Below are 20,969 nucleotides of genomic sequence, written 5' to 3'. Positions count from 1 at the left end.
CTGTTGCCCGCGTGCCCCTTGTCCCCTAAGGCCCGCCGCGCACAGATAGCAGATTCCAGCGGACGGGAATGACATGAGCGAACCATTGCGCATCGCACTGGCCGGGCTTGGCACGGTTGGCGGCGGGGTGATCCGGCTGATGGAGGCCAACGCAGACCTGATCACGAGGCGCGCCGGCCGTCCCATCGTGATCACCACGGTCAGCGCGCGCAATCGCCACAAGGATCGCGGGTTCGACGTCTCGCGCTACGCCTGGGAAGACGACATGGTCATCCTTGGCGAGCGGCCGGATGTGGATGTCGTGGTCGAGCTGGTCGGCGGGGCCGATGGCCCGGCGCTGGCGCTTGCCCGCACCACGTTCGAGGCCGGAAAGGCGCTGGTCACCGCCAACAAGGCGATGATCGCCCATCACGGCGTCGAACTTGCCACCAAGGCCGAAGCGGCCAAGGTCGCGCTCAAGTTCGAAGCGGCGGTCGCGGGCGGGATTCCGGTGATCAAGGGCCTGAAAGAGGGCGTCGCCGCGAACGAGATCGCGCGGGTCTATGGCATCCTCAACGGCACCTGCAACTACATCCTCTCGACCATGGAAGACACCGGCCGGGACTTCGCCGACGTGCTCGCCGAAGCACAGGCCAAGGGCTATGCCGAGAGCGACCCAACCTTTGACATCGACGGGATCGACGCGGCGCACAAGCTCTCGATCCTGTCCTCGATCGCGTTCGGGACCGCGGTGGACTTCAAGCCGGTCATCGCAACCGGCATCCGCCGCGTGCTTGCCGCCGATATCGCGCAGGCCGATGCGCTGGGCTACTACATCCGCCTGATCGGCATGGCCGATACCGAGATCGACGCCGAGGGCAACCGCCGCCTGTTCCAGCGCGTCCACCCGCATCTGGTCCATCGCGATCATCCGCTGGCGCACGTCGATGGCGCGACCAATGCAGTGGTTGCCGAGGGCAACTTCGTCGGTCGCCTCCTGTTCCAGGGTGCAGGCGCGGGCGATGGCCCGACCGCCAGCGCGGTCGTTGCCGACCTCATCGATATCGCCCGTGGCGACATCGGCGCACCGTTCTCGATCCCCGTGGCAGAGCTTGACCGTGCGGCCCCTGCCGAAGTCGGCCACCGCACCGGCAAGGCCTATATCCGCTTCACCGTGGCCGACCGCCCGGGCGTGCTGGCCGAAATCACCGCCGCCATGCGCGACGCTGGTGTCTCTATCGAGAGCCTGATCCAGAAGGGCGGCGCCGATGCCGCGCCGGTGATGGTATCGATGGTCACGCACGAAGGCCCGGAAAGCGCGATCACCGAGGCGCTGCGGCTGCTCGAAGGCTCACCGGTTCTCGCCGAACCGCCGCTGGTCATGCACATCCTCGGAGAGTGAGATGGCTTGCGCCTCAGGGCGCAGGAATCTCGCCCTTGGCGATACGGTCCGCATCTGAACCCGGCGGGGGCGGGGGCAGCGCCTTGATGTCGAAGAGGTAGATCTCGTTCGGTTTGCCGCCCAGGCCGATGCAGCCGCGGCTGCAATCGCGCAGGCCCGAGACGTTCGGCGCGCGCGGCAATCCGTCGTTGGTCGACTTCGCACCATCCGTCTCATCCCGCAGGGGGATGCGCTCGCGCTCGCTTGCTTCCTTGCCGCCGCAGACGACGATCGTGCCGTCCGAACGCTGCATCGGCCTGCACCGCTGCGTCTGGGAGTTGGTCAGGAGATTGCGGGCGACATCGGCATCGCTCTGCGCAACGCCGGTGACCGTGGGTCCCTGCACCGGGGCGGAAGGCGCACCGGCTGAATCTTGCGCAGCAAGCGGCGCGGCGCCAAAAAGAAGCGCAATGCCTGCCAGAACTGCTACTCTGCGTCTCGACAAAACCCTTCCCTCGCGTCTAGTGCCAGGTCACACCCGCGTCACCTGTGCCATGCAAAGCTCTTTGCGCGACACAGTGATGTTTGCGCATACGTTTGCACAGCTTGGGGGCTGCGTCGAGCCGGTCTTGCCGGTGAGATCATGCACACTGGCTGAACCGATCTGGTAGTAGAGCACTACAGTTACCACCCGTCTGAGCTGGAGCCATCGTGACCGAAAAGACCAAGAACCCCGCCCCGTCCCAGGTCCTCGACCGCGTACTCGTGCTTGAGATGGTCCGAGTGACCGAGGCCGCCGCAATCGGTGCGTCGCGCCTGATCGGCCGTGGCGACGAGAAGGCCGCCGATGCCGCCGCCGTCGAAGCCATGCGTGCTGCTTTCAACGAACTGTATATGGACGGCACCGTGGTCATCGGCGAAGGTGAGCGCGACGAGGCCCCGATGCTCTACATCGGCGAAAAGGTCGGCGCGGCGCCCGGCAAGGGCCCCAAGATCGACATCGCGCTCGATCCGCTCGAAGGCACGACGATCACCGCGAAAGACGGCCCCAACGCGCTGGCGGTGCTGGCCGTTGCCGAAGAAGGTGGCCTGCTCAACGCGCCTGACGTCTACATGGACAAGCTCGCGGTCGGCCCCGGCTATCCCGAAGGCATCATCGATCTCGACAAGTCGCCAAGCGAAAACGTCAAGGCTGTCGCCGCCGTCAAGGGCGTGGCTCCGGGCGACATCAACGTCTGCGTGCTCGACCGTCCGCGCCACTCGGCCCTTATCGATGAGCTGCGCGCGCTGGGCTGCGGCATCAAGCTGATCCCGGACGGCGACGTGGCCGGCGTGATCGCGGTGACCAACGAGGACACCGGCGTCGACATGTACATGGGCACTGGCGGCGCTCCCGAAGGCGTGCTGGCAGCCGCCGCGCTGCGCTGCGTCGGCGGGCAGTTCAAGGGCCGCCTGCTGTTCCGCAACGAGGACGAGAAGTCCCGCGCCCGCAAGTGGGGCATCGAGGACCTCAACAAGCAGTACGACCTGATCGAACTGGCCAAGGGCGATTGCATCTTCGCCGCCACCGGCGTGACCGACGGCTCACTGCTGGCCGGCGTCAAGGTCCACAAGAACGGCACGATGACCACCGAAAGCGTCGTGATGCGCGCCTCTTCGGGCACCGTCCGCTGGGTCAAGGGCGAGCACCGCAAGGGCCGCTGATCGTCGGCATCAGACACATGGAAGGCCGGGTGCTCGTGGGAGCATCCGGCCTTTCTTGCGTCATGTCCCGTATCGGACGACGGAAGGCATGGCGCGTTCGGTCTGGAGGGCAGAGGTCCGGCGCAGGTTCTGCGGGTTGCTGACCTGGCCGGGGCGATGATCGACATCACGCGTCCGGAACGACGAAACCAGAGTGGTCAGGCGCTCGGCTTCGGCTGACAGGCTGCGCGTGGCGGCGGACGATTCTTCGACCATCGCCGCGTTGGCTTGCGTCATCCGGTCCATGGCGGCGACTTCGGCGTTGACCTGCTCGAGGCTTTCCGCCTGTCGCGCAGCGGACTGGGCGATTTGTGACACCAGCACGTCGACCGCTGCGATCTGGTCGACGATGCCGGTCAGTCGGGTGCCGGTCTCGCCGACGAGGCGGACGCCTTCGCCGACCTGGCTGGTGCTGTTTTCGATCAGCGTCTTGATGTTCTGCGCAGCTTCCGCCGAGCGCTGGGCGAGCGCACGGACTTCGGTCGCGACGACGGCAAAGCCCTTGCCCGATTCCCCGGCGCGGGCCGCTTCGACTCCGGCGTTGAGCGCGAGAAGATTTGTCTGGAAGGCAATCCCGTCGATGACCGAGATGATACTGCCGATCTCCTGCGCCGAGGCTTCGATCGCAGCCATGGCGGCTACGGCCTGACGCACCACCTCCCCGCCGCTGCTTGCCTCTCCATGCGCGGAGTTGATCGCACCGTGGACGTTCCTTGCCCCCAGCGCAGTCTCGCGCACGCTGCCGGTGACGCTCTGCATGGTTGATGCCGTCTGCGCGAGGCTCGCGGCTTGCTGTTCGTTGCGGTGGGCAAGGTCGTCACTGGCGTCGCGGATCTCTGCGATCGAGGTCAGCACGCTGGCCGCGCCGACCCGCACGGTGCGCATGGCCGATGCGAGGGACTCGACCGCGCTGTTGTAGTTCGTCCTGAGTTCCTCGTAGCCCTCGGGAAATGCCTGCTCGATGCGATATTCGAGGTTCTGCCGGGCCATGCAGTCAAGCCCCGCCGAGAGCGCCGCGACGACGGCCTGCTGCTCTTCCTGAGCCTTCTGGCGGGCAAGGCCATTGCTGCGGAAGACGGCGATCGCGCGGGCCATGACGCCGATCTCGTCATTGCGATCGGCTCCGCTGGCTTCGCTCCGGTAGTCGCCGTCCGCCATGCGCTGCATGGTCTCCGCCGTTTCGACGAGCGGCGTGACGATGCGCTGGCGGACCATCCGGACGGCAAGGAGGATGATGGCAAAAACAGCAAGCGCGATCACCGCAAAGGCGACGATCATGCCAAGGACCAGTCGATCTGCGTGTTCCATCAGCGACGTGCGGTAAGCTGTCGATCGTTCGACCAGGCGCTCCACCGCGTCGTGTTGCTTCTGGTAGGCGGGTGCGAGCTCGTCGTGGTGGACCTGCTTCATCACCTCGAGATTGCCGGCATCAAGAGCAGGGAGATAGCGCTTGTCGATGGCCGCCCAGAACGCGTCGGCGGTCCCGATGGTTGCATCGACTTCGCCGCGCAGTTCCTCCGGGATCGGCGCGGTCTTCCAGTAAGCCTTGCGCTGATCGAACAGGGTGCGCTCCTCGACAAGCTCTGCCCGCGCGCGGGCAGCATGGCCGGGATCGGTCAGGACCCACGTTGCGTGCAGGTATGGTTCGACGACAAAGGCCGGCGGCGGAAGGATGTCGGCCAGCAGCTCGTCCTGCAGCAGATTCTGGCGATGCAGCGGTCCGCCGAAGCGGATATAGCTGACGGCAACGCTCACGATTACGATCGCGGCCAGTATCAGACCCACGACCAGTCTGGCGCCACGCGAGGTCTGCTCGCTGATCATGCCGGTGCTCCTCATGACTGTAGTGGATATGGCATGAAGCAGCCGGGTTAATTTGGCCGGTGGTGCAGTATAGTGATGTTTACGGTGAATTGTCGCAGAATTGCATAAAAAAGGCCCCGCTGGATTGTTCCAGCGGGGCCTTTCGTTTTGCGTTACTTGTAATCGGGGCAGTGAAACTTACGCTTCATCGCCTTCGATCAGGTAGTCACCGGCGTCTGCGTCGAGCCCATGGGTTTCACCCTCGACCGCTGCCAGCGGATCGTCACCGATGGCGGCTTCGGGACCCTGCGCCAGTTCTGCCGCATGCTCTTCGGCTGCCGTCGCCGGAGCGATCAGCGATTCCTGGAGCTTGCGGTAGGACGCACGCAGCGCGGCATCGCGCGAGGAGGCGGCGACACGCAGGCGGTTCATGCCCGCACCGGTACCGGCGGGGATGAGACGCCCGACGATCACGTTCTCCTTGAGACCGATCAGCGAGTCCTTCTTGCCTTCCACGGCCGCCTGCGTGAGCACGCGGGTGGTTTCCTGGAAGGACGCGGCCGAGATGAACGAACGCGTCTGCAGCGAGGCCTTGGTGATGCCGAGCAGGACCGGCTTGCCTTCGGCGGGCTGCATGCCCTCTTCGAGCTTCGCGTTGGTCTCGAGCATTTCCTCGTAGTCGACCTGTTCGCCCGGCAGCAGGGTGGTGTCGCCACCGTTGGTGATCTCGACCTTCTGCAGCATCTGGCGAACGATCACCTCGATGTGCTTGTCGTTGATCTTCACGCCCTGCAAGCGGTAGACTTCCTGGATTTCCGCAACGAGGTATTCGGCCAGGGCCTCAACGCCCATCACTTCCAGAATGTCGTGCGGATCAGGCGAGCCCGAGATCAGGTTGTCGCCCTTCTTGACGTAGTCGCCTTCCTGCACGTCGATCACGCGGCTCTTCGGCACGAGGTACTCGACCGGTTCACCCTCTTCCGGGATGATCGCGATCTTGCGCTTGGCCTTGTAGTCACGCACGAATTCGATGCGCCCTGCGATCTTGGCGATGATCGAGTTGTCCTTCGGCTTGCGGGCCTCGAACAGTTCGGCAACGCGCGGCAGACCGCCGGTGATGTCGCGGGTCTTGGCGGCTTCGCGCGAAGCACGGGCGAGAATGTCGCCCGCTTCGACGCGCTGGCCGTCCTCGACCGAGAGCGTCGTGCCCGGCGCCATCAGGTAGCGTGCAGCTTCGCCCGAATCGTCGTCGAGCAGGGTCAGGCGAGGACGCAGGTCCTCCTTCTTGCCCCGGCCGGCGGCACGGTTCTCGGTGACGACGCGGCTCGACATGCCGGTGGCTTCGTCGGTCGCCTCGGTCAGGGTCTTGCCATCGACAAGGTCCTGATAGCGCACGATACCGGGCTTTTCGGTGATCACCGGCAGGGTGAACGGGTCCCACTCGGCAAGGCGGTCGCCCTGCGAGATGATCGCACCGTTCTCGTGCAGCAGGTGGGTACCATAAGGCACGCGGTGGATGGCGCGCTCACGGCCCTCGGTGTCCATGACCACGATTTCGCCGTTGCGGGCCAGCGACAGACGACGGCCGCGCTTGTCGGTGATCGTCGGGATGTCGCGATAGACCACGGTACCATCGGAGATCGCTTCGAGGTGCGACTGCTCGTTGACCTGCGCCGCACCACCGATGTGGAAGGTACGCATAGTCAGCTGGGTGCCCGGCTCACCGATCGACTGCGCGGCGATGACGCCGACAGCTTCACCGATGTTGACCGGCGTACCGCGAGCGAGGTCGCGGCCATAGCACTTGCCGCAGACGCCCTGCTGGGCTTCGCAGACCAGCGGCGAGCGGATGCGGGCCGACTGCACGCCAGCAGCCTCGATCTTGGCGATCGCGGCTTCGTCGAGCAGTTCGCCCTTCTGCGCGATCACTTCGCCCGACTTCGCCTCGATCAGATCTTCGGCAAGGGTACGGCCAAGGATGCGCTCGCCAAGCGAGGCAATGGTCGAACCGCCCTGGACGATCGCGCGCATTTCCAGCGCACGTTCGGTGCCGCAGTCTTCCTCGATCACGACGCAGTCCTGCGACACGTCGACCAGACGACGGGTCAGGTAACCCGAGTTCGCGGTCTTGAGCGCGGTGTCCGCGAGGCCCTTACGAGCGCCGTGGGTCGAGTTGAAGTATTCAAGGACGGTCAGACCTTCCTTGAAGTTCGAGATGATCGGGGTCTCGATGATCTCGCCCGAAGGCTTGGCCATCAGGCCGCGCATACCGGCAAGCTGCTTCATCTGCGCCGGGGAGCCACGAGCGCCCGAGTGCGACATCATGTAGATCGCATTGATCGGCTTCTGACGGCCGGTCTCGGGATCGATCGGCGAGGACTTCAGCTCTTCCATCATGGCGTTCGCCACCTGGTCGCCGCAACGGCTCCAGGCGTCGATCACCTTGTTGTACTTTTCCTGCTGGGTGATGAGACCGTCCTGGTACTGCTGCTCGTAGTCGGCAACGAGTTCCTTGGTCTCGGCAACCAGCGCATCCTTGCTGTCGGGGATGATCATGTCATCCTTGCCGAACGAGATGCCGGCCTTGAACGCGTGGCGGAAGCCCAGCGCCATGATGGCGTCGGCGAACAGCACCGTGTCCTTCTGGCCGGTGTGGCGATAGACCTGATCGATCACGTCGCCGATTTCCTTCTTGGTCAGAAGGCGGTTGACGATCTCGAACGGAACCTTGTGGCTCTTGGGCAGGCATTCGCCGATGAGCATGCGGCCCGGCGTCGTTTCGAAACGCTTGAGGTACTGCTTGCCGTCCTCGTCGGTCTGCGGGACGCGGGCGATGATCTTCGAGTGCAGCGTGACGGCCTTGGCCTCCAGCGCCTGGTGCACTTCGGCCATGTCGGCCAGCATCATGCCTTCGCCCGGCTCACCGGCACGGTCCATCGACAGATAGTAGATACCGAGAACCATGTCCTGCGAAGGCACGATGATCGGCTTGCCGTTGGCGGGCGAGAGGATGTTGTTGGTCGACATCATCAGCACGCGCGCTTCAAGCTGGGCTTCCAGCGAGAGCGGCACGTGGACGGCCATCTGGTCACCGTCGAAGTCGGCGTTGAAGGCCGAGCAGACGAGCGGGTGCAACTGGATCGCCTTGCCTTCGATGAGGACCGGTTCGAACGCCTGGATGCCAAGACGGTGCAGCGTAGGCGCACGGTTCAGCATGACCGGGTGTTCGCGGATCACCTCGTCAAGGATGTCCCAGACTTCCTTGCGTTCCTTTTCGACCCACTTCTTGGCCTGCTTCAGGGTCATCGACAGACCCTTGGCATCAAGACGCGCGTAGATGAACGGCTTGAACAGTTCGAGCGCCATCTTCTTCGGAAGGCCGCACTGGTGCAGCTTGAGTTCGGGACCGGTCACGATGACCGAACGGCCCGAATAGTCGACGCGCTTGCCGAGCAGGTTCTGGCGGAAGCGGCCCTGCTTGCCCTTGAGCATGTCGGACAGCGACTTCAGCGGACGCTTGTTGGCGCCGGTGATCACGCGGCCACGGCGGCCGTTGTCGAACAGCGCGTCAACGGCTTCCTGCAGCATGCGCTTTTCGTTGCGGACGATGATGTCCGGCGCGCGCAGCTCGATCAGGCGCTTGAGGCGGTTGTTGCGGTTGATGACGCGACGGTAGAGGTCGTTGAGGTCCGAGGTCGCGAAGCGGCCACCGTCGAGCGGCACCAGCGGGCGCAGTTCGGGCGGGATTACCGGCACGACGTCGAGGATCATCCATTCGGGGCGATTCCCTGAATCGATGAACGATTCCACGACCTTGAGGCGCTTGATGATCTTCTTTGGCTTCAGCTCGGACTTGGTGGTCCGCAGCTCTTCCATCAGATCATCGCGCTCCTGCTCGAGATCAAGGTTCATCAGCATGTGCTTGACGGCCTCGGCACCGATGCCGGCCGAGAAGGCGTCTTCGCCATACTCGTCCTGCGCGTCGAGCAGTTCGTCCTCGGTCAGCGTCTGGTACTTTTCGAGCGGGGTCAGGCCCGGCTCTGTGACCACGTAGCTTTCGAAATAGAGGATGCGCTCAAGGATCTTGAGCTGCATGTCGAGCAGCAGGCCGATGCGCGAAGGCAGCGACTTGAGGAACCAGATGTGCGCGACAGGCGCTGCCAGTTCGATGTGGCCCATGCGCTCGCGGCGCACCTTGGTGACTGTGACTTCGACGCCGCACTTTTCGCAGACGACGCCCTTGTACTTCATGCGCTTGTACTTGCCGCACAGGCACTCGTAGTCCTTCACGGGGCCGAAGATGCGCGCGCAGAACAGGCCGTCACGCTCGGGCTTGAACGTGCGGTAGTTGATGGTTTCCGGCTTCTTGATCTCGCCGAAGGACCAGCTGCGGATGCGCTCGGGGCTCGCCAGACCGATCTGGATCTGGTCGAAAGTCTCGGGCTTGGCGATCTGGTTGGTGAATTTGGTCAGGTCGTTCATTTGGTGCCGTTCCCTTGCCTCATGACGAGGCGTTGGACGTGAATTTCTTTGCGAAGGGGAGGGCGGCGGACGAGCCGCCGCCCATGATCCTTACTCCGCCGCCTGCGCGAGACCGTCGTCATCCGTGTCGTCGATCGACGACAGTTCGACGTTGAGGCCGAGCGAGCGCATTTCCTTGACGAGCACGTTGAAGCTTTCGGGAATGCCGGCCTCGAAGGTGTCGTCGCCCTTGACGATCGCTTCGTAGACCTTGGTGCGGCCGACCACGTCGTCCGACTTCACCGTCAGCATTTCCTGCAGCGTGTAGGCCGCGCCATAGGCCTGGAGCGCCCAGACCTCCATTTCGCCGAAGCGCTGGCCACCGAACTGCGCCTTACCGCCCAGCGGCTGCTGGGTGACGAGCGAGTACGGCCCGATCGAACGTGCGTGGATCTTGTCGTCGACAAGGTGGTGCAGCTTGAGCACGTACTTCATGCCCACGGTCACCTTGCGGTCGAACGCATCGCCGGTGCGGCCGTCATAGAGCGTGACCTGACCCGATTCATCGAGCCCTGCCAGACGGAGCATGTCGGTCACGTCCTTCTCGACCGCGCCGTCGAACACCGGCGAGCCCATCGGCACGCCGAGGCGGACCGACTGGGCGAAGTCGATGATCTGCTCGTCGTTGCGGGCGTCGATCTCGTCGGTGTAGTTCGAGCCGTAGATCTCCTTGAGCAGCTCGCGCACCGCTTCCGGCGGCTGGCCGGCTTCGGGGTTCGGGTTGGCCTCGCGCCATGCGTCGAGAGCCGCGCCGATGCGCTTGCCAAGGCCGCGAGCGGCCCAGCCAAGGTGCGTTTCGAAGATCTGCCCGACGTTCATGCGCGAAGGCACGCCCAGCGGGTTGAGCACGAAGTCGACCGGCGTACCGTCCTCGAGGAACGGCATGTCTTCCTGCGGCAGGATGCGGCTGATGATGCCCTTGTTGCCGTGACGGCCGGCCATCTTGTCGCCCGGCTGCAGCTTGCGCTTCACCGCGACGAAGACCTTGACCATCTTGAGCACGCCGGGGGCGAGTTCGTCACCACGCTCGAGCTTTTCCTTGCGGTCCTCGAACTTCTCCTGGATCGCCTTCACCGCAGTATCGTACTGCGCCTTGACCGCTTCCAGCTGCTGCTGGCGCGCGTCATCCGCAACGGCGAACTTCCACCATTCGTAGCGCTCGACATCGGCAAGCACCTGCTCGTCGATGACTTCGCCCTTCTTGATGCCCTTGGGCGCAGCTGCCGAAACCTGTCCGAGCAGCATGTCACGCAAGCGGTTGAAGGTTGCGCGGTTGAGAATGGCGCGCTCGTCCTCGCGGTCCTTGGCGAGGCGTTCGATTTCCTCGTTCTGGATGGCGCGGGTACGGTCGTCGATCTCGATGCCGTGACGGTTGAAGACGCGAACGTCGACGATCGTGCCGGCAACGCCCGGGGGCAGGCGAAGCGAAGTGTCGCGCACGTCGCTGGCCTTTTCACCGAAGATCGCGCGGAGCAGCTTCTCTTCCGGCGTCATCGGCGATTCACCCTTCGGGGTGATCTTGCCGACGAGGATGTCACCGGGGTGAACTTCCGCGCCGATGTAGACGATGCCCGCTTCGTCGAGGTTGCGCAGGGCTTCCTCGCCCACGTTCGGGATGTCGCGGGTGATGTCTTCAGGCCCGAGCTTGGTGTCGCGGGCCATGACTTCGAACTCCTCGATGTGGATCGAGGTGAAGACGTCTTCCTTGACGATGCGTTCGCTGATCAGGATCGAGTCTTCGTAGTTGTAGCCGTTCCAGGGCATGAACGCGACGAGCACGTTGCGGCCCAGCGCCAGTTCGCCGAACTCGGTCGAGGGACCGTCTGCGATGATGTCGCCCTTCTCGATCAGATCGCCCACCTTCACCAGCGGACGCTGGTTGATGCAGGTCGACTGGTTCGAGCGTTCGAACTTCTGCAAGCGGTAGATGTCGACGCCCGACTGGCCGGGTTCGATGTCACCCGAAGCGCGGATCACGATACGGGTGGCGTCGACCTGGTCGACCACGCCCGAGCGCAGCGCCGAGATCGCGGCGCCCGAATCGCGCGCCACGGTTTCTTCCATGCCGGTACCGACGAAAGGCGCATCCGCCTTGATCAGCGGAACGGCCTGACGCTGCATGTTCGAGCCCATGAGCGCGCGGTTGGCGTCGTCGTTTTCCAGGAACGGAATGAGCGAGGCGGCAACCGAGACGAGCTGCTTGGGCGAAACGTCCATCAGCGTGACCTGATCGCGCGGGCTCATCACGAATTCGCCGTTCTGGCGAGCCGAGACGAGTTCCTCGACGAACGAACCGTCCGGGTTCAGTTCGGCCGAAGCCTGCGCGACGGTGTGCTTCTGCTCTTCCATCGCCGACAGATAGATCACGTCGCCGGTGACCTTGTTGTCGATGACCTTGCGGTACGGCGTTTCGATGAAGCCGTACTTGTTGACGCGCGCAAAGGTGCTGAGCGAGTTGATCAGACCGATGTTCGGGCCTTCGGGCGTTTCAATCGGGCAGATGCGGCCATAGTGGGTCGGGTGAACGTCGCGGACTTCGAAGCCTGCGCGCTCACGCGTGAGACCGCCCGGCCCGAGCGCCGAGACGCGACGCTTGTGCGTCACTTCCGACAGCGGGTTGGTCTGGTCCATGAACTGCGAGAGCTGCGACGAACCGAAGAACTCGCGCACGGCAGCAACCGCCGGCTTGGCGTTGATCAGGTCGTTCGGCATGACGGTCGAAACGTCAACCGACGACATGCGCTCCTTAACGGCGCGTTCCATGCGCAGCAGGCCGACGCGGTACTGGTTTTCCAGCAGTTCGCCCACCGAACGCACGCGACGGTTGCCGAGGTTGTCGATGTCGTCGACTTCGCCCTTGCCGTCCTTGAGGTTCACCAGCTCCTTGACCACGGCGAGGATGTCCTCGGTGCGCAGCGTGGTGATGGTGTCCTCGGCATCGAGGCCCAGACGCATGTTGAGCTTGACGCGACCGACGGCCGAGAGGTCGTAGCGATCAGGATCGAAGAATAGGCCGTCGAACAGCGCTTCGGCGGTTTCGCGCGTCGGCGGCTCGCCCGGGCGCATGACGCGGTAGATGTCGGCCAGAGCGTGATCGCGATCCGGGGCCTTGTCGGCCTTCAGGGTGTTGCGGATCCAGGGCCCTGTCGAGACGTGGTCGATGTCGAGCAGTTCGAGCGTGTCGATCCCGGCCTTGTCGAGCAGGTCAAGATTCTCAGGGCTGACTTCGTCACCGGCTTCGATCCAGATGCGGCCGGTCGATTCATCGATCAGGTCGCGCGCGGCGTAGCGGCCGAAGATTTCCTCGGTCGGGATGAGCAGGGCTTCGAGACCGTCCTTGGCCGCCTTGTTGGCAGCGCGGGGGCTGATCTTCTGACCAGCGGGGAAGATCACTTCGCCCGACTTGGCATCGACGATGTCGAACATCGGCTTCGACCCGCGCCACTGCTCGAGCACGAAGGGCACCTTCCAGCCACCTTCGGCGCGCGCCCAGTTCACGGTGTCGTAGAAGTGGTGCAGGATCGCTTCGTCATCGAGGCCGAGCGCGTGCAGCAGCGCCGTGACCGGCAGCTTGCGCTTGCGGTCGATACGGACGTTGACGATGTCCTTGGCGTCGAATTCGAAATCGAGCCACGAACCACGGTAGGGGATCACGCGGGCCGCGAAGAGGTACTTGCCCGAGGAGTGCGTCTTGCCGCGGTCATGGTCGAACAGCACGCCCGGCGAACGGTGCATCTGCGAGACGATCACGCGCTCGGTGCCGTTGATGAAGAACGTCCCGTTCTCGGTCATGAGCGGGATATCGCCCATGTAGACGTCCTGCTCCTTGATATCGATGAGCGACTTGGTCTCGGTCTCGGCGTCAACCTCGAACGTGGCGAGCTTGAGCGTCACCTTCATCGGGGCAGCATAGGTGATGCCGCGCTGGCGGCACTCGTTCACGTCGTACTTCGGCGCTTCGAGAACGTAACCGTCGCGCTCCTTGATATCAAGGCTGGCGGTGCCGGCGAAGTCCTGGATCGGGAAGACCGAACGCAGGGTCTTTTCCAGACCCGAGACGTAGCCCGTGGCGGGATCGGAGCGGAGGAACTGCTCGTACGATTCGCGCTGGACCTCGATCAGGTTGGGCATCTGCACGACTTCGTGGATGTCACCGAAGATCTTGCGGATCCGCTTCTTCACGCCGGGACGGCCGGGCGCCTTGGTAGACGTCGCCTTGGTAGCCATAAAGGTTACGAGCCTCTTCTCAAAAACTGCCGGAAAACCGGCGAAAATCCTGCCACACGCAAGGGGTGCGCCACCAAACGGGAAAAGGCCGCACAGCGCACAGCACCCCGTTCAACGGAAGCCATGGCCCGCAGCCTTTTGCGTCAGATGGATAGCCCTTCCGCTTCCTTCCCGAGCCATCCCCTGCGCATGGGACGGCCTTGCTCGAAGCGTCAGACGTGAGCGCCATATAGGAGCGCGGGTCTATTAAGTCAAAGGCGCAGACATCGCCGGTTTGCACCACAGTCCGGATAGCTTGGTCCGCATCACCATTTTGCAAAGCCTAAGGTTGGTACAAGCCCGCAAGAAATACATCACTGCGATGAATCGATGTTCAGAATAGATGAAACAATCTTGCGCAGTTCGCAAATGACTGCAGCTCACGGGCATCAACGGCTCGCTTCGTCGACAATACTGAACCCGAATCGCATTTCGTCGCGTTTTCCGGACATGACCAGACTCCACACCATATCGCCCCGCAACACCATGGCGATTTCAGCCATGCTGATGCTTTCTGCAGGAATGGCGCATGCACAGGACGTGACCGTGCCCGTTACGGACGCACCTGTTGTTGTGACTCCTTCGCCAACCTTGGCCATGCCATCGGCGGCCCCGACGATCGTCATCCCGACAGTCGCGCCGGAGCCCCTCGCGACACCGGCAACGGCGGCGCCAGCCCAAGCTGCCCCTGTCCGCGCGGAAACCGCGCCGACGCGGCGCGCAACCACGCGAGCGGGGACACCTTCGACTGCCCCTTCGAACGAAGCGCGCGCGCCGGTGGCTCCTGTCGCACAACCTGCCACACCGGCACCGGTGGCTGAGGAGGTGCCTGCTGCGCCCCCGCCAGCAGCGACTCCGGCAGTGGCGCAGGACAATTCCGATAACGATTGGGCCGTGCCGGTCGGCGCTGCAGCGACCCTGCTCGTCGTGGGTGGCGCGGCACTGGCCATGCGCCGTCGCCGCCGCCCCTATGAGGAAGACGTGGACTTCGTGCCGCCCGTCGTTACGCGTCCGGCAAGTGGACCGGAGCGTCGGATCTGCGAACCTTTCGCCCAACCGCGCCCGACCGAGCCGACGTTTGGCGTGACGCCCGCCCGGATGGCAACGCCGACAGAACGCGAAGCACTGATAGAACGCATCGTCGCCTCGCCGCCCGATGCGGCAAATCCGTTCACCTCGCGCAAGGCTCGCCGCCGTCGCGCCCGCATCATGGTGCAGTCGATGGCCGCACGCAGCGATGTACCAATGGCTGCGACCAGTTCGACGCACGTCGCCCCGGAGCATTCAGATGTTAGGCCGGAGTACGCCCATGCCTGAGGCTTGAGTAAGCATACTTCACCCGTCCGCCACGTCGCGGTGAAGGGGAGCGGTCCCGTCCACCCTCCAGGACAGGACCGCTCCTTTTTTGCGCCTCCAGCAAAGCCTCATTCGGGAAACGATAAGGGACATATCGTTTTTCAATATTATTGATTGACGATAAGGCGAATCGGATTTATTGACTTTCGATATCGACCATATCGGAGAACGATCAATGCCCCGCTTCATCCCCCAGACCGCCGCCGCGATCCTCTCGCTGCTGCTGGCTGCCACGCTGTGGCTGCCGACGGTGGACACGGCATCGCTTGCTCTCGCCGATGGTCCGGTCATGGCGACCTACCAGCTCCCGCTGGCTGCCTGACCGTCTCGCACAACAGGAGGGTATCCAGATGTCCACACTTCGAACCGATCCGCTGCTGGGATTTGCCAAGGCCCTGCTCACCTTCATGATGGTAATGATCGTGATCGGCATAGTCGGCGTCGGCATTGGCGTCGTCGCCGTTGCCGCCATGCACGGCAGGGTCGTTGCCGAACTGGTCGAGAATGGCGCCGATCCATCGAGCTACTGGCTCATTCTCGCCATGCTGCCCATTGTCGCTGTCATGCTCGCCGCCAGCTATCGCTTCGTCGAGAAGCTGCGCGCCATCGTCAGGACGGTCGAGGAAGGCGATCCGTTCACGCCTCTCAATGCCGAGCGCCTGCGGGTGATGGCTTGGCTTTCCGTGGCCATCCAGGCGATTTCGCTGCCCGTCGGCATTATCGGGTCGATGCTCGAAGAGGCGACCGGAGATGCCGGTTCAGTGAACATCGATGCCGGTTTCTCGACCAATGGCCTGCTGCTCGCGCTGGTCCTGTTCATCCTGGCCCGCGTGTTCCGCACCGGCGCGCAGATGCGCGAAGAGCTGGAAGGGACCGTGTGATGCCGATCAATGTCAAACTCGACGACCTGCTCCACGCCCGCCGCATGACCCTGACCGAGCTGGCCGACCGCATCGACCTGACGCTGGCCAACGTCTCGATCCTCAAGACCGGCAAGGCCAAGGCAATCCGCTTCTCCACGCTCGAAGCGATCTGCCGGGAGCTGGAATGCCAGCCCGGGGACGTGCTGGGATATGAGGCGGAAGGGGCAGACACCCCCGAAGCTTGACTTCCAGAGCCGAATCCGCCAGAGGCCCGCCCCGACCGGTGGGCCTCTTTTGGTTTTGCCGATCATCCGTCCGAGACAGTTGGTGTGCGGAATTCGTCCGCACTTAATCTCCAACCTAGACGGGGAAAAGAGTTTCTGGCCCCTCGCTCCTCGATGGAACGTGGCGCCTCCCGCGCCTTCGGGCGCATCTCCTTCCCTTGTCACGGACTCGCCGGTGGTCTTCGGGCCATCGACAAACGTAGCCGACCGCACCGGTATCCGGTTCGGTCATTTGTGAAGGAGTTAGGCATGGATCGTTCGCAGAAAGCCGAATCGGTCGCCTTCCTGAGCGGTGTCTTCAACGAGGCCGGCGCGGTGGTCATCACCCGCAACCTCGGCATGACGGTGGCCCAGTCCACTGCCCTGCGCAACAAGATCCGCGAAGCGGGCGCGACCTACAAGGTTGCGAAGAACAGTCTTGCCAAGCTTGCCGCCACGGGCACCGATTACGAAGGTCTGGTCGACTTGTTCACCGGCCCGACCGCAATCGCTGCGTCCGTCGATCCGGTTGCTGCCGCCAAGGCAGTGGTCGAGTTCGCCAAGACCACCGACAAGATCGAAATCGTCGGTGGTGCAATGGGTTCGCAGGTTCTCAACGAAGCCGGGGTCAAGGCGCTCGCCTCCATGCCCAGCCTCGACGAACTGCGCGGCACGCTCATCGGCCTCATCCAGGCTCCGGCCACGAAGATCGCCCAGCTCACGACTGCTCCGGCAGCCAAGCTGGCTCGCGTCTTCGGCGCCTACGCCAAGGAAGCCGCATAAGATTGTTCGAATTCCGCCCGGCGGCGCAGTCGCCGGACGCCACCAAATCAGGAGTGAAATACCATGGCCGATATCGCCAAGCTCGTTGAAGAACTTTCGAAGCTGACCGTCCTCGAAGCCGCTGACCTTGCCAAGGCTCTCGAAGAAGCATGGGGCGTCAGCGCCGCTGCTGCCGTTGCCGTCGCTGCAGCTCCTGCTGCTGCTGCCGAAGCGGTTGAAGAGAAGACCGAATTCGACGTGATCCTCACCGGCGACGGTGGCAAGAAGATCCAGGTCATCAAGGAAGTCCGCGCGATCACCTCGCTCGGCCTGACCGAAGCCAAGACCCTCGTTGAATCGGCTCCCAAGGCGATCAAGGAAGGCGTGTCGAAGGCTGAAGCCGAAGACATCAAGAAGAAGATCGAAGAAGCCGGCGGCACCGTCGAAATCAAGTAATCTTCTTTGCAGGTTTCGCGGGCGTCTTGAAGCGTTCGCGGATGGGAAGGGCGGGGCTTCGGCTCCGCCTTTTTCGTTTCAGTGCGTCAGGTCGACAGCCGATCAGGCGTCCGGCGCTTGCGGTACCAGCACGGTAACCGACAGCCCCCCACCCTCGGCCCGCGCGAACGACAGCGCGCCGCCGAAGCGCTGCAGCAAACGGTGTGCCGTGGGGATGCCAAGGCCGAAGCCGGCGGTATCTCGCGCGCGGGCTTCGTCGATCCGATAAAACGGGGCGAGGATGCGCTCGAACTGGTCTTCCGGAATGCCGGGCCCCGAATCCGAAATGGTGATCGTCCAGCGCCCTTCGGCATCGGGCCGCACCGCAATCCGCGCGCTGCCGCCATGATGCACCGCGTTCTCGACCAGCGGACGCAGCGCCATCAGCAGCGGCTCGCGCCATGTCCGCACCACCGCACCGGGCGCGACATCGACATCCACCTTCCCGTGATATGTCCCCAGCGCCAGATCGGTGACGGCAAGGCCGAGGTCCATCGTCAACGGCTCGGCGGCAAGGTGCTGCGCCCGCAGGTAGAGCTGGAGCGACATCAGCATCGCTTCCATCTCGTGCGTGGCGTCGCGGACAAGACCTGCGATCTCCGCGTCATCGATCAGGTCTGCGGCAATGGTAACGCGCGAAAGCGGGGTACGCAGATCGTGGCTGATCGCTTCGAAGGAGCGCGCCTGATCCTCAAGCATTCCGGCGATGCGCGCCTGCATTCCGTTCATCGAACGGGCGAGGCTGCGCAGATCGTCAGGCCCGCTCTCGCGCACGGGAACCACCTGGCCCATGCCGATGGCGTCGGCTGCATCGGTCAGTTCGCGCAAGGGACGGGTGATGATGCGCAGAGACCATAGCGCCAAGGCAAAGCCGACCACCGCAGTGATCAGGGTCAGGATGGTCGCGCGCAGGGCAATCGGCCAGCCCGAGGTAACGTCTCGCGAGCGGAAATTGAGCCAGTGCCCATCGGACAACTGCATGGCCCCGACGAGATTTCCGTAGCCGAAACGGGAGGGTTCGAGCCCCAGCATGATCCGTTGCCGCCCAAGATCTGGCTCCCAGCGCAGGATATAGCGGCGAATTTCCTCCACGCCCTCCTCTTCGCGACCCGGAATCGCTTGCGGCCGATCGGCAAGTGCGACCTCGAGATGGCTCGTGCTCATCGTGGTACCCAGGGATTCGGGCGTTAGCTCGTGCAGCCGATTGCTGACCACCAGCAGCTCGGCCACGCGGCGTGCGTGGTCCTCGCGCAGCGTTTCCTTGTCGATCACATCGTAGAAGGCGAGACTTGCAACGGCCTGGACCGCCGCCAGCACGAGCAGCAGCGTCGCCGCCCGGACCGCGAGGCGCGACAGGTTCGGGCCGTGGGGGGGATGTGTCTCGACAAAGGCGCGCAGGCGGCTCCAGCCACCGGCCGCTTGCCCTCCCGACTTTCGCCCCACGCGCGGCCGGGTTGCCAGATCGGCGGTTCCTTCCATGGCGGGGACGCTGTCACCACCTTGCAGGGCGGTCAACCGCCGCGTCACCGTGGACATCATTTGTGACATTTGTAACGACAAAACGTCGCAAATCAGAGGCTTGCCGCTATCCGTCGCACAAGTTGCACTTGATGCACCACCCGAGAATCGTCGCGCTGGACCGGTCGACGCCCGACTCGAAGACGCCTTCCCTTGTCGCGCGGCCCGCCCTATGCCCCGCACGATGTTCGAGAAGCCGCCCCACCGCTGGATCGATGAAATGCGCGCGATGCTGCGGCTCGCCGCGCCGCTCGTCGGTGCCAACCTGCTGCAGATGGCGGTCTTCGCGGTCGACGTTGTCTTCGTCGCAAGGCTGGGGCCCGAAGCCCTTGCCGCATCCTCGCTCTCGGTGTCGCTGTTTGGCCTGCTGATCTGGTCGATGACCGGTCTCGTTGGCGCGGCCTCCCCCCTGATTGCCGCCGAGCTGGGCAGCCGCCGCCACGCGGTTCGCGAGGTCCGCCGCACAGTGCGCATGGCAGGTTGGGCCGGGCTTCTTGCGGCCCTGGTCGCCATGGGCGTTTGCATGCTGGGCGGAACGCTGATGCGGATCACCGGGCAGGACCCCGGCGTGATTGCCCGCGCGGTCCCCTTCCTGCAGGTGCTGATGTGGGCATCCATTCCTGCGGTGCTGGCCGCGCTCCTGCGCACGGTGGTAGCAACGCTCGGGCGGCCGGGCATCGGCACGGCGATCACCGGCATGGCCGTGGCGATCAATGCGCTCGGCAACTGGATCTTCGTTTTCGGCCACCTTGGCGCACCCGAACTGGGCCTGCTCGGTTCGGCGATCTCGAGCGTGGTGACGAGTACGGCGATGCTGGCGGCCTTCGTGCTCGTCATCCAGTTCGACCGCCGCCTGCGTCGCTACCGTTTCTTCGGACGCTGGTGGAAGCCGGAATGGAAACGCTTTGCCGACGTCCTGCGCATCGGCCTGCCGATCTGCGGCACGATCATTGCCGAGGCAGGCATGTTCAATGGCGCGGCTTTCGCGATGGGCCGCATCGGCGAAGTCGAGCTTGCCGCGCACACGCTGGCGCTGCAGTTCGCAGCCATCGCCTTCCAGGTCCCGTTCGGCGTCGGACAGGCGGCAACGATCCGGGTCGGCCTTGCCTATGGCGCGCGCGACAACGCGGCGATTGCGCTGGCCGGAAGGGTCGCCACGCAGCTCGGCATCGGCTTCATGGCGCTGTCGGCCGGGATCATGCTGCTGTTCCCGTTGGAATTGCTGAAGTTCTACATCGATCCTGCAGCGCCCGAGAATGCGCGCGTCGTCGTGCTGGCCGTACAATACATGATGGTTGCGGCTGCCTTCCAGCTGTTCGACGGAGCGCAGGCGGTGGGCGCCAGCCAGTTGCGCGGCCTTCAGGATACGCGCGTGCCCATGCTGATCGCGATCTTCGGTTACTGGGTGCCCGGTGTCGGCACCGCGCTGTGGCTGGGTCTGTTCACGGACATCGGCGGCCTTGGGGTGTGGATCGGCTTGCTGGTCGGCCTGATCTTCGTTGCCGCGCTGCTGCACTGGCGCTGGAGCATGAGGGCAAGGCTCGGCCTGCTTCCCGCCTGAGCGGACGGGCGCCCCAACGATTGGCAGTCGATCTGTTCATCAGCGTGAAAAGAATCTCGCGCAAGACCATTGACGCCCCTCAGGCCTGCTCCCATATCCCGCCCGCTGGCACTCTCCACCTGAGAGTGCCAAGCCCCGTTTTTTAGTATGGAAGAGGGAGAAACCCATGTCGTTCCGTCCGTTGCACGACCGCGTGCTGGTACGCCGCGTCGAAGCCGAGGAAAAGACTGCTGGCGGGATCATCATTCCTGACAGCGCCAAGGAAAAGCCCGCTGAAGGCGAAATCGTCGCCGTCGGCACCGGTGCGCGCGCCGAAAACGGCACGATCACCCCGATGGACGTCAAGGTCGGCGACCGCGTCCTGTTCGGCAAGTGGTCGGGCACCGAAGTCAAGGTCGCAGGCGAAGATCTGCTGATCATGAAGGAATCGGACATCCTCGGCGTGATCGGCTGATCAA

Annotated in this window: 15 protein-coding genes; 10 read left to right on the top strand and 5 right to left on the bottom strand. The window is 64.1% G+C overall.

Annotated features, from left to right (window positions below):
- Positions 1–73 precede the first annotated feature (73 nt).
- Positions 74–1,381, top strand: a complete 1,308-nt coding sequence (locus ACZ1JX_RS15525) for a homoserine dehydrogenase (RefSeq protein ID WP_465124413.1) — start codon at positions 74–76, stop codon at positions 1,379–1,381.
- A gap of 13 nt (positions 1,382–1,394) precedes the next feature.
- On the opposite strand, the gene ACZ1JX_RS15520 is transcribed toward ACZ1JX_RS15525, so the two are convergent.
- Positions 1,395–1,766 (bottom strand): hypothetical protein, encoded by a 372-nt coding sequence (locus ACZ1JX_RS15520; RefSeq protein ID WP_465124412.1) that lies wholly within the window; start codon positions 1,764–1,766, stop codon positions 1,395–1,397.
- Positions 1,767–2,071: 305 nt separating this feature from the next.
- On the opposite strand from ACZ1JX_RS15520, the gene glpX reads away from it, so the two are divergent.
- Positions 2,072–3,064, top strand: coding sequence for a class II fructose-bisphosphatase (gene glpX / locus ACZ1JX_RS15515; protein WP_465124410.1), 993 nt, complete (start codon positions 2,072–2,074; stop codon positions 3,062–3,064).
- A 60-nt stretch (positions 3,065–3,124) separates the two neighbouring features.
- On the opposite strand, the gene ACZ1JX_RS15510 is transcribed toward glpX, so the two are convergent.
- The 3 genes from ACZ1JX_RS15510 to rpoB form a co-directional block, all read right to left on the bottom strand.
- Positions 3,125–4,927 carry a methyl-accepting chemotaxis protein gene (locus ACZ1JX_RS15510; protein ID WP_465124409.1) on the bottom strand — a complete coding sequence of 601 codons (1,803 nt, stop codon included), beginning with the start codon at positions 4,925–4,927 and terminating at the stop codon, positions 3,125–3,127.
- Positions 4,928–5,104: 177 nt separating this feature from the next.
- A complete protein-coding gene (gene rpoC / locus ACZ1JX_RS15505; protein ID WP_465124408.1) occupies positions 5,105–9,388 on the bottom strand; it encodes a DNA-directed RNA polymerase subunit beta' in 4,284 nt (1,427 codons plus the stop codon).
- A gap of 90 nt (positions 9,389–9,478) precedes the next feature.
- On the bottom strand, positions 9,479–13,654 hold the full coding sequence (gene rpoB / locus ACZ1JX_RS15500; RefSeq protein ID WP_465124407.1) for a DNA-directed RNA polymerase subunit beta: 4,176 nt from the start codon (positions 13,652–13,654) through the stop codon (positions 9,479–9,481).
- Positions 13,655–14,290: 636 nt separating this feature from the next.
- Here rpoB and ACZ1JX_RS15495 point away from each other — a divergent pair.
- From ACZ1JX_RS15495 to rplL, 6 genes are all read left to right on the top strand, one after another.
- On the top strand, positions 14,291–15,010 hold the full coding sequence (locus ACZ1JX_RS15495; RefSeq protein WP_465124406.1) for a hypothetical protein: 720 nt from the start codon (positions 14,291–14,293) through the stop codon (positions 15,008–15,010).
- 214 nt (positions 15,011–15,224) lie between these two features.
- Positions 15,225–15,371 (top strand): hypothetical protein, encoded by a 147-nt coding sequence (locus ACZ1JX_RS15490; RefSeq protein ID WP_465124405.1) that lies wholly within the window; start codon positions 15,225–15,227, stop codon positions 15,369–15,371.
- Between the two features lie 28 nt (positions 15,372–15,399).
- Complete coding sequence (locus tag ACZ1JX_RS15485; protein WP_465124404.1) at positions 15,400–15,930, top strand: DUF2975 domain-containing protein; 531 nt, start codon at positions 15,400–15,402, stop codon at positions 15,928–15,930.
- The gene (locus ACZ1JX_RS15480) at positions 15,930–16,157 is read left to right on the top strand and encodes a helix-turn-helix domain-containing protein (RefSeq protein WP_465124403.1); all 228 of its coding nucleotides are present in this window, start codon (positions 15,930–15,932) and stop codon (positions 16,155–16,157) included. The genes ACZ1JX_RS15485 and ACZ1JX_RS15480 overlap by 1 nt, the downstream gene beginning before the upstream one ends.
- 288 nt (positions 16,158–16,445) lie before the next feature.
- The gene (gene rplJ / locus ACZ1JX_RS15475) at positions 16,446–16,958 is read left to right on the top strand and encodes a 50S ribosomal protein L10 (protein WP_144904697.1); all 513 of its coding nucleotides are present in this window, start codon (positions 16,446–16,448) and stop codon (positions 16,956–16,958) included.
- Positions 16,959–17,021: 63 nt separating this feature from the next.
- The gene (gene rplL / locus ACZ1JX_RS15470) at positions 17,022–17,393 is read left to right on the top strand and encodes a 50S ribosomal protein L7/L12 (protein ID WP_144904696.1); all 372 of its coding nucleotides are present in this window, start codon (positions 17,022–17,024) and stop codon (positions 17,391–17,393) included.
- Between the two features lie 102 nt (positions 17,394–17,495).
- Here rplL and ACZ1JX_RS15465 read toward each other — a convergent pair whose 3' ends face one another.
- Positions 17,496–18,971, bottom strand: a complete 1,476-nt coding sequence (locus ACZ1JX_RS15465; protein WP_465124402.1) for an ATP-binding protein — start codon at positions 18,969–18,971, stop codon at positions 17,496–17,498.
- A 163-nt stretch (positions 18,972–19,134) separates the two neighbouring features.
- Between ACZ1JX_RS15465 and ACZ1JX_RS15460 the strand changes: the two genes are divergently transcribed.
- Both ACZ1JX_RS15460 and groES read left to right on the top strand, forming a co-directional pair.
- Positions 19,135–20,511: an MATE family efflux transporter gene (locus ACZ1JX_RS15460; protein ID WP_465124401.1), complete on the top strand. Its 1,377-nt coding sequence runs from the start codon at positions 19,135–19,137 to the stop codon at positions 20,509–20,511.
- 166 nt (positions 20,512–20,677) lie between these two features.
- Positions 20,678–20,965 carry a co-chaperone GroES gene (gene groES / locus ACZ1JX_RS15455; protein WP_144904692.1) on the top strand — a complete coding sequence of 96 codons (288 nt, stop codon included), beginning with the start codon at positions 20,678–20,680 and terminating at the stop codon, positions 20,963–20,965.
- Positions 20,966–20,969 lie beyond the last annotated feature (4 nt).

The sequence above is a fragment of the Novosphingobium sp. BL-A-41-Hi4A-0G genome (assembly GCF_055521735.1).
This window is presented reverse-complemented; position numbering and strand designations above follow the sequence as displayed.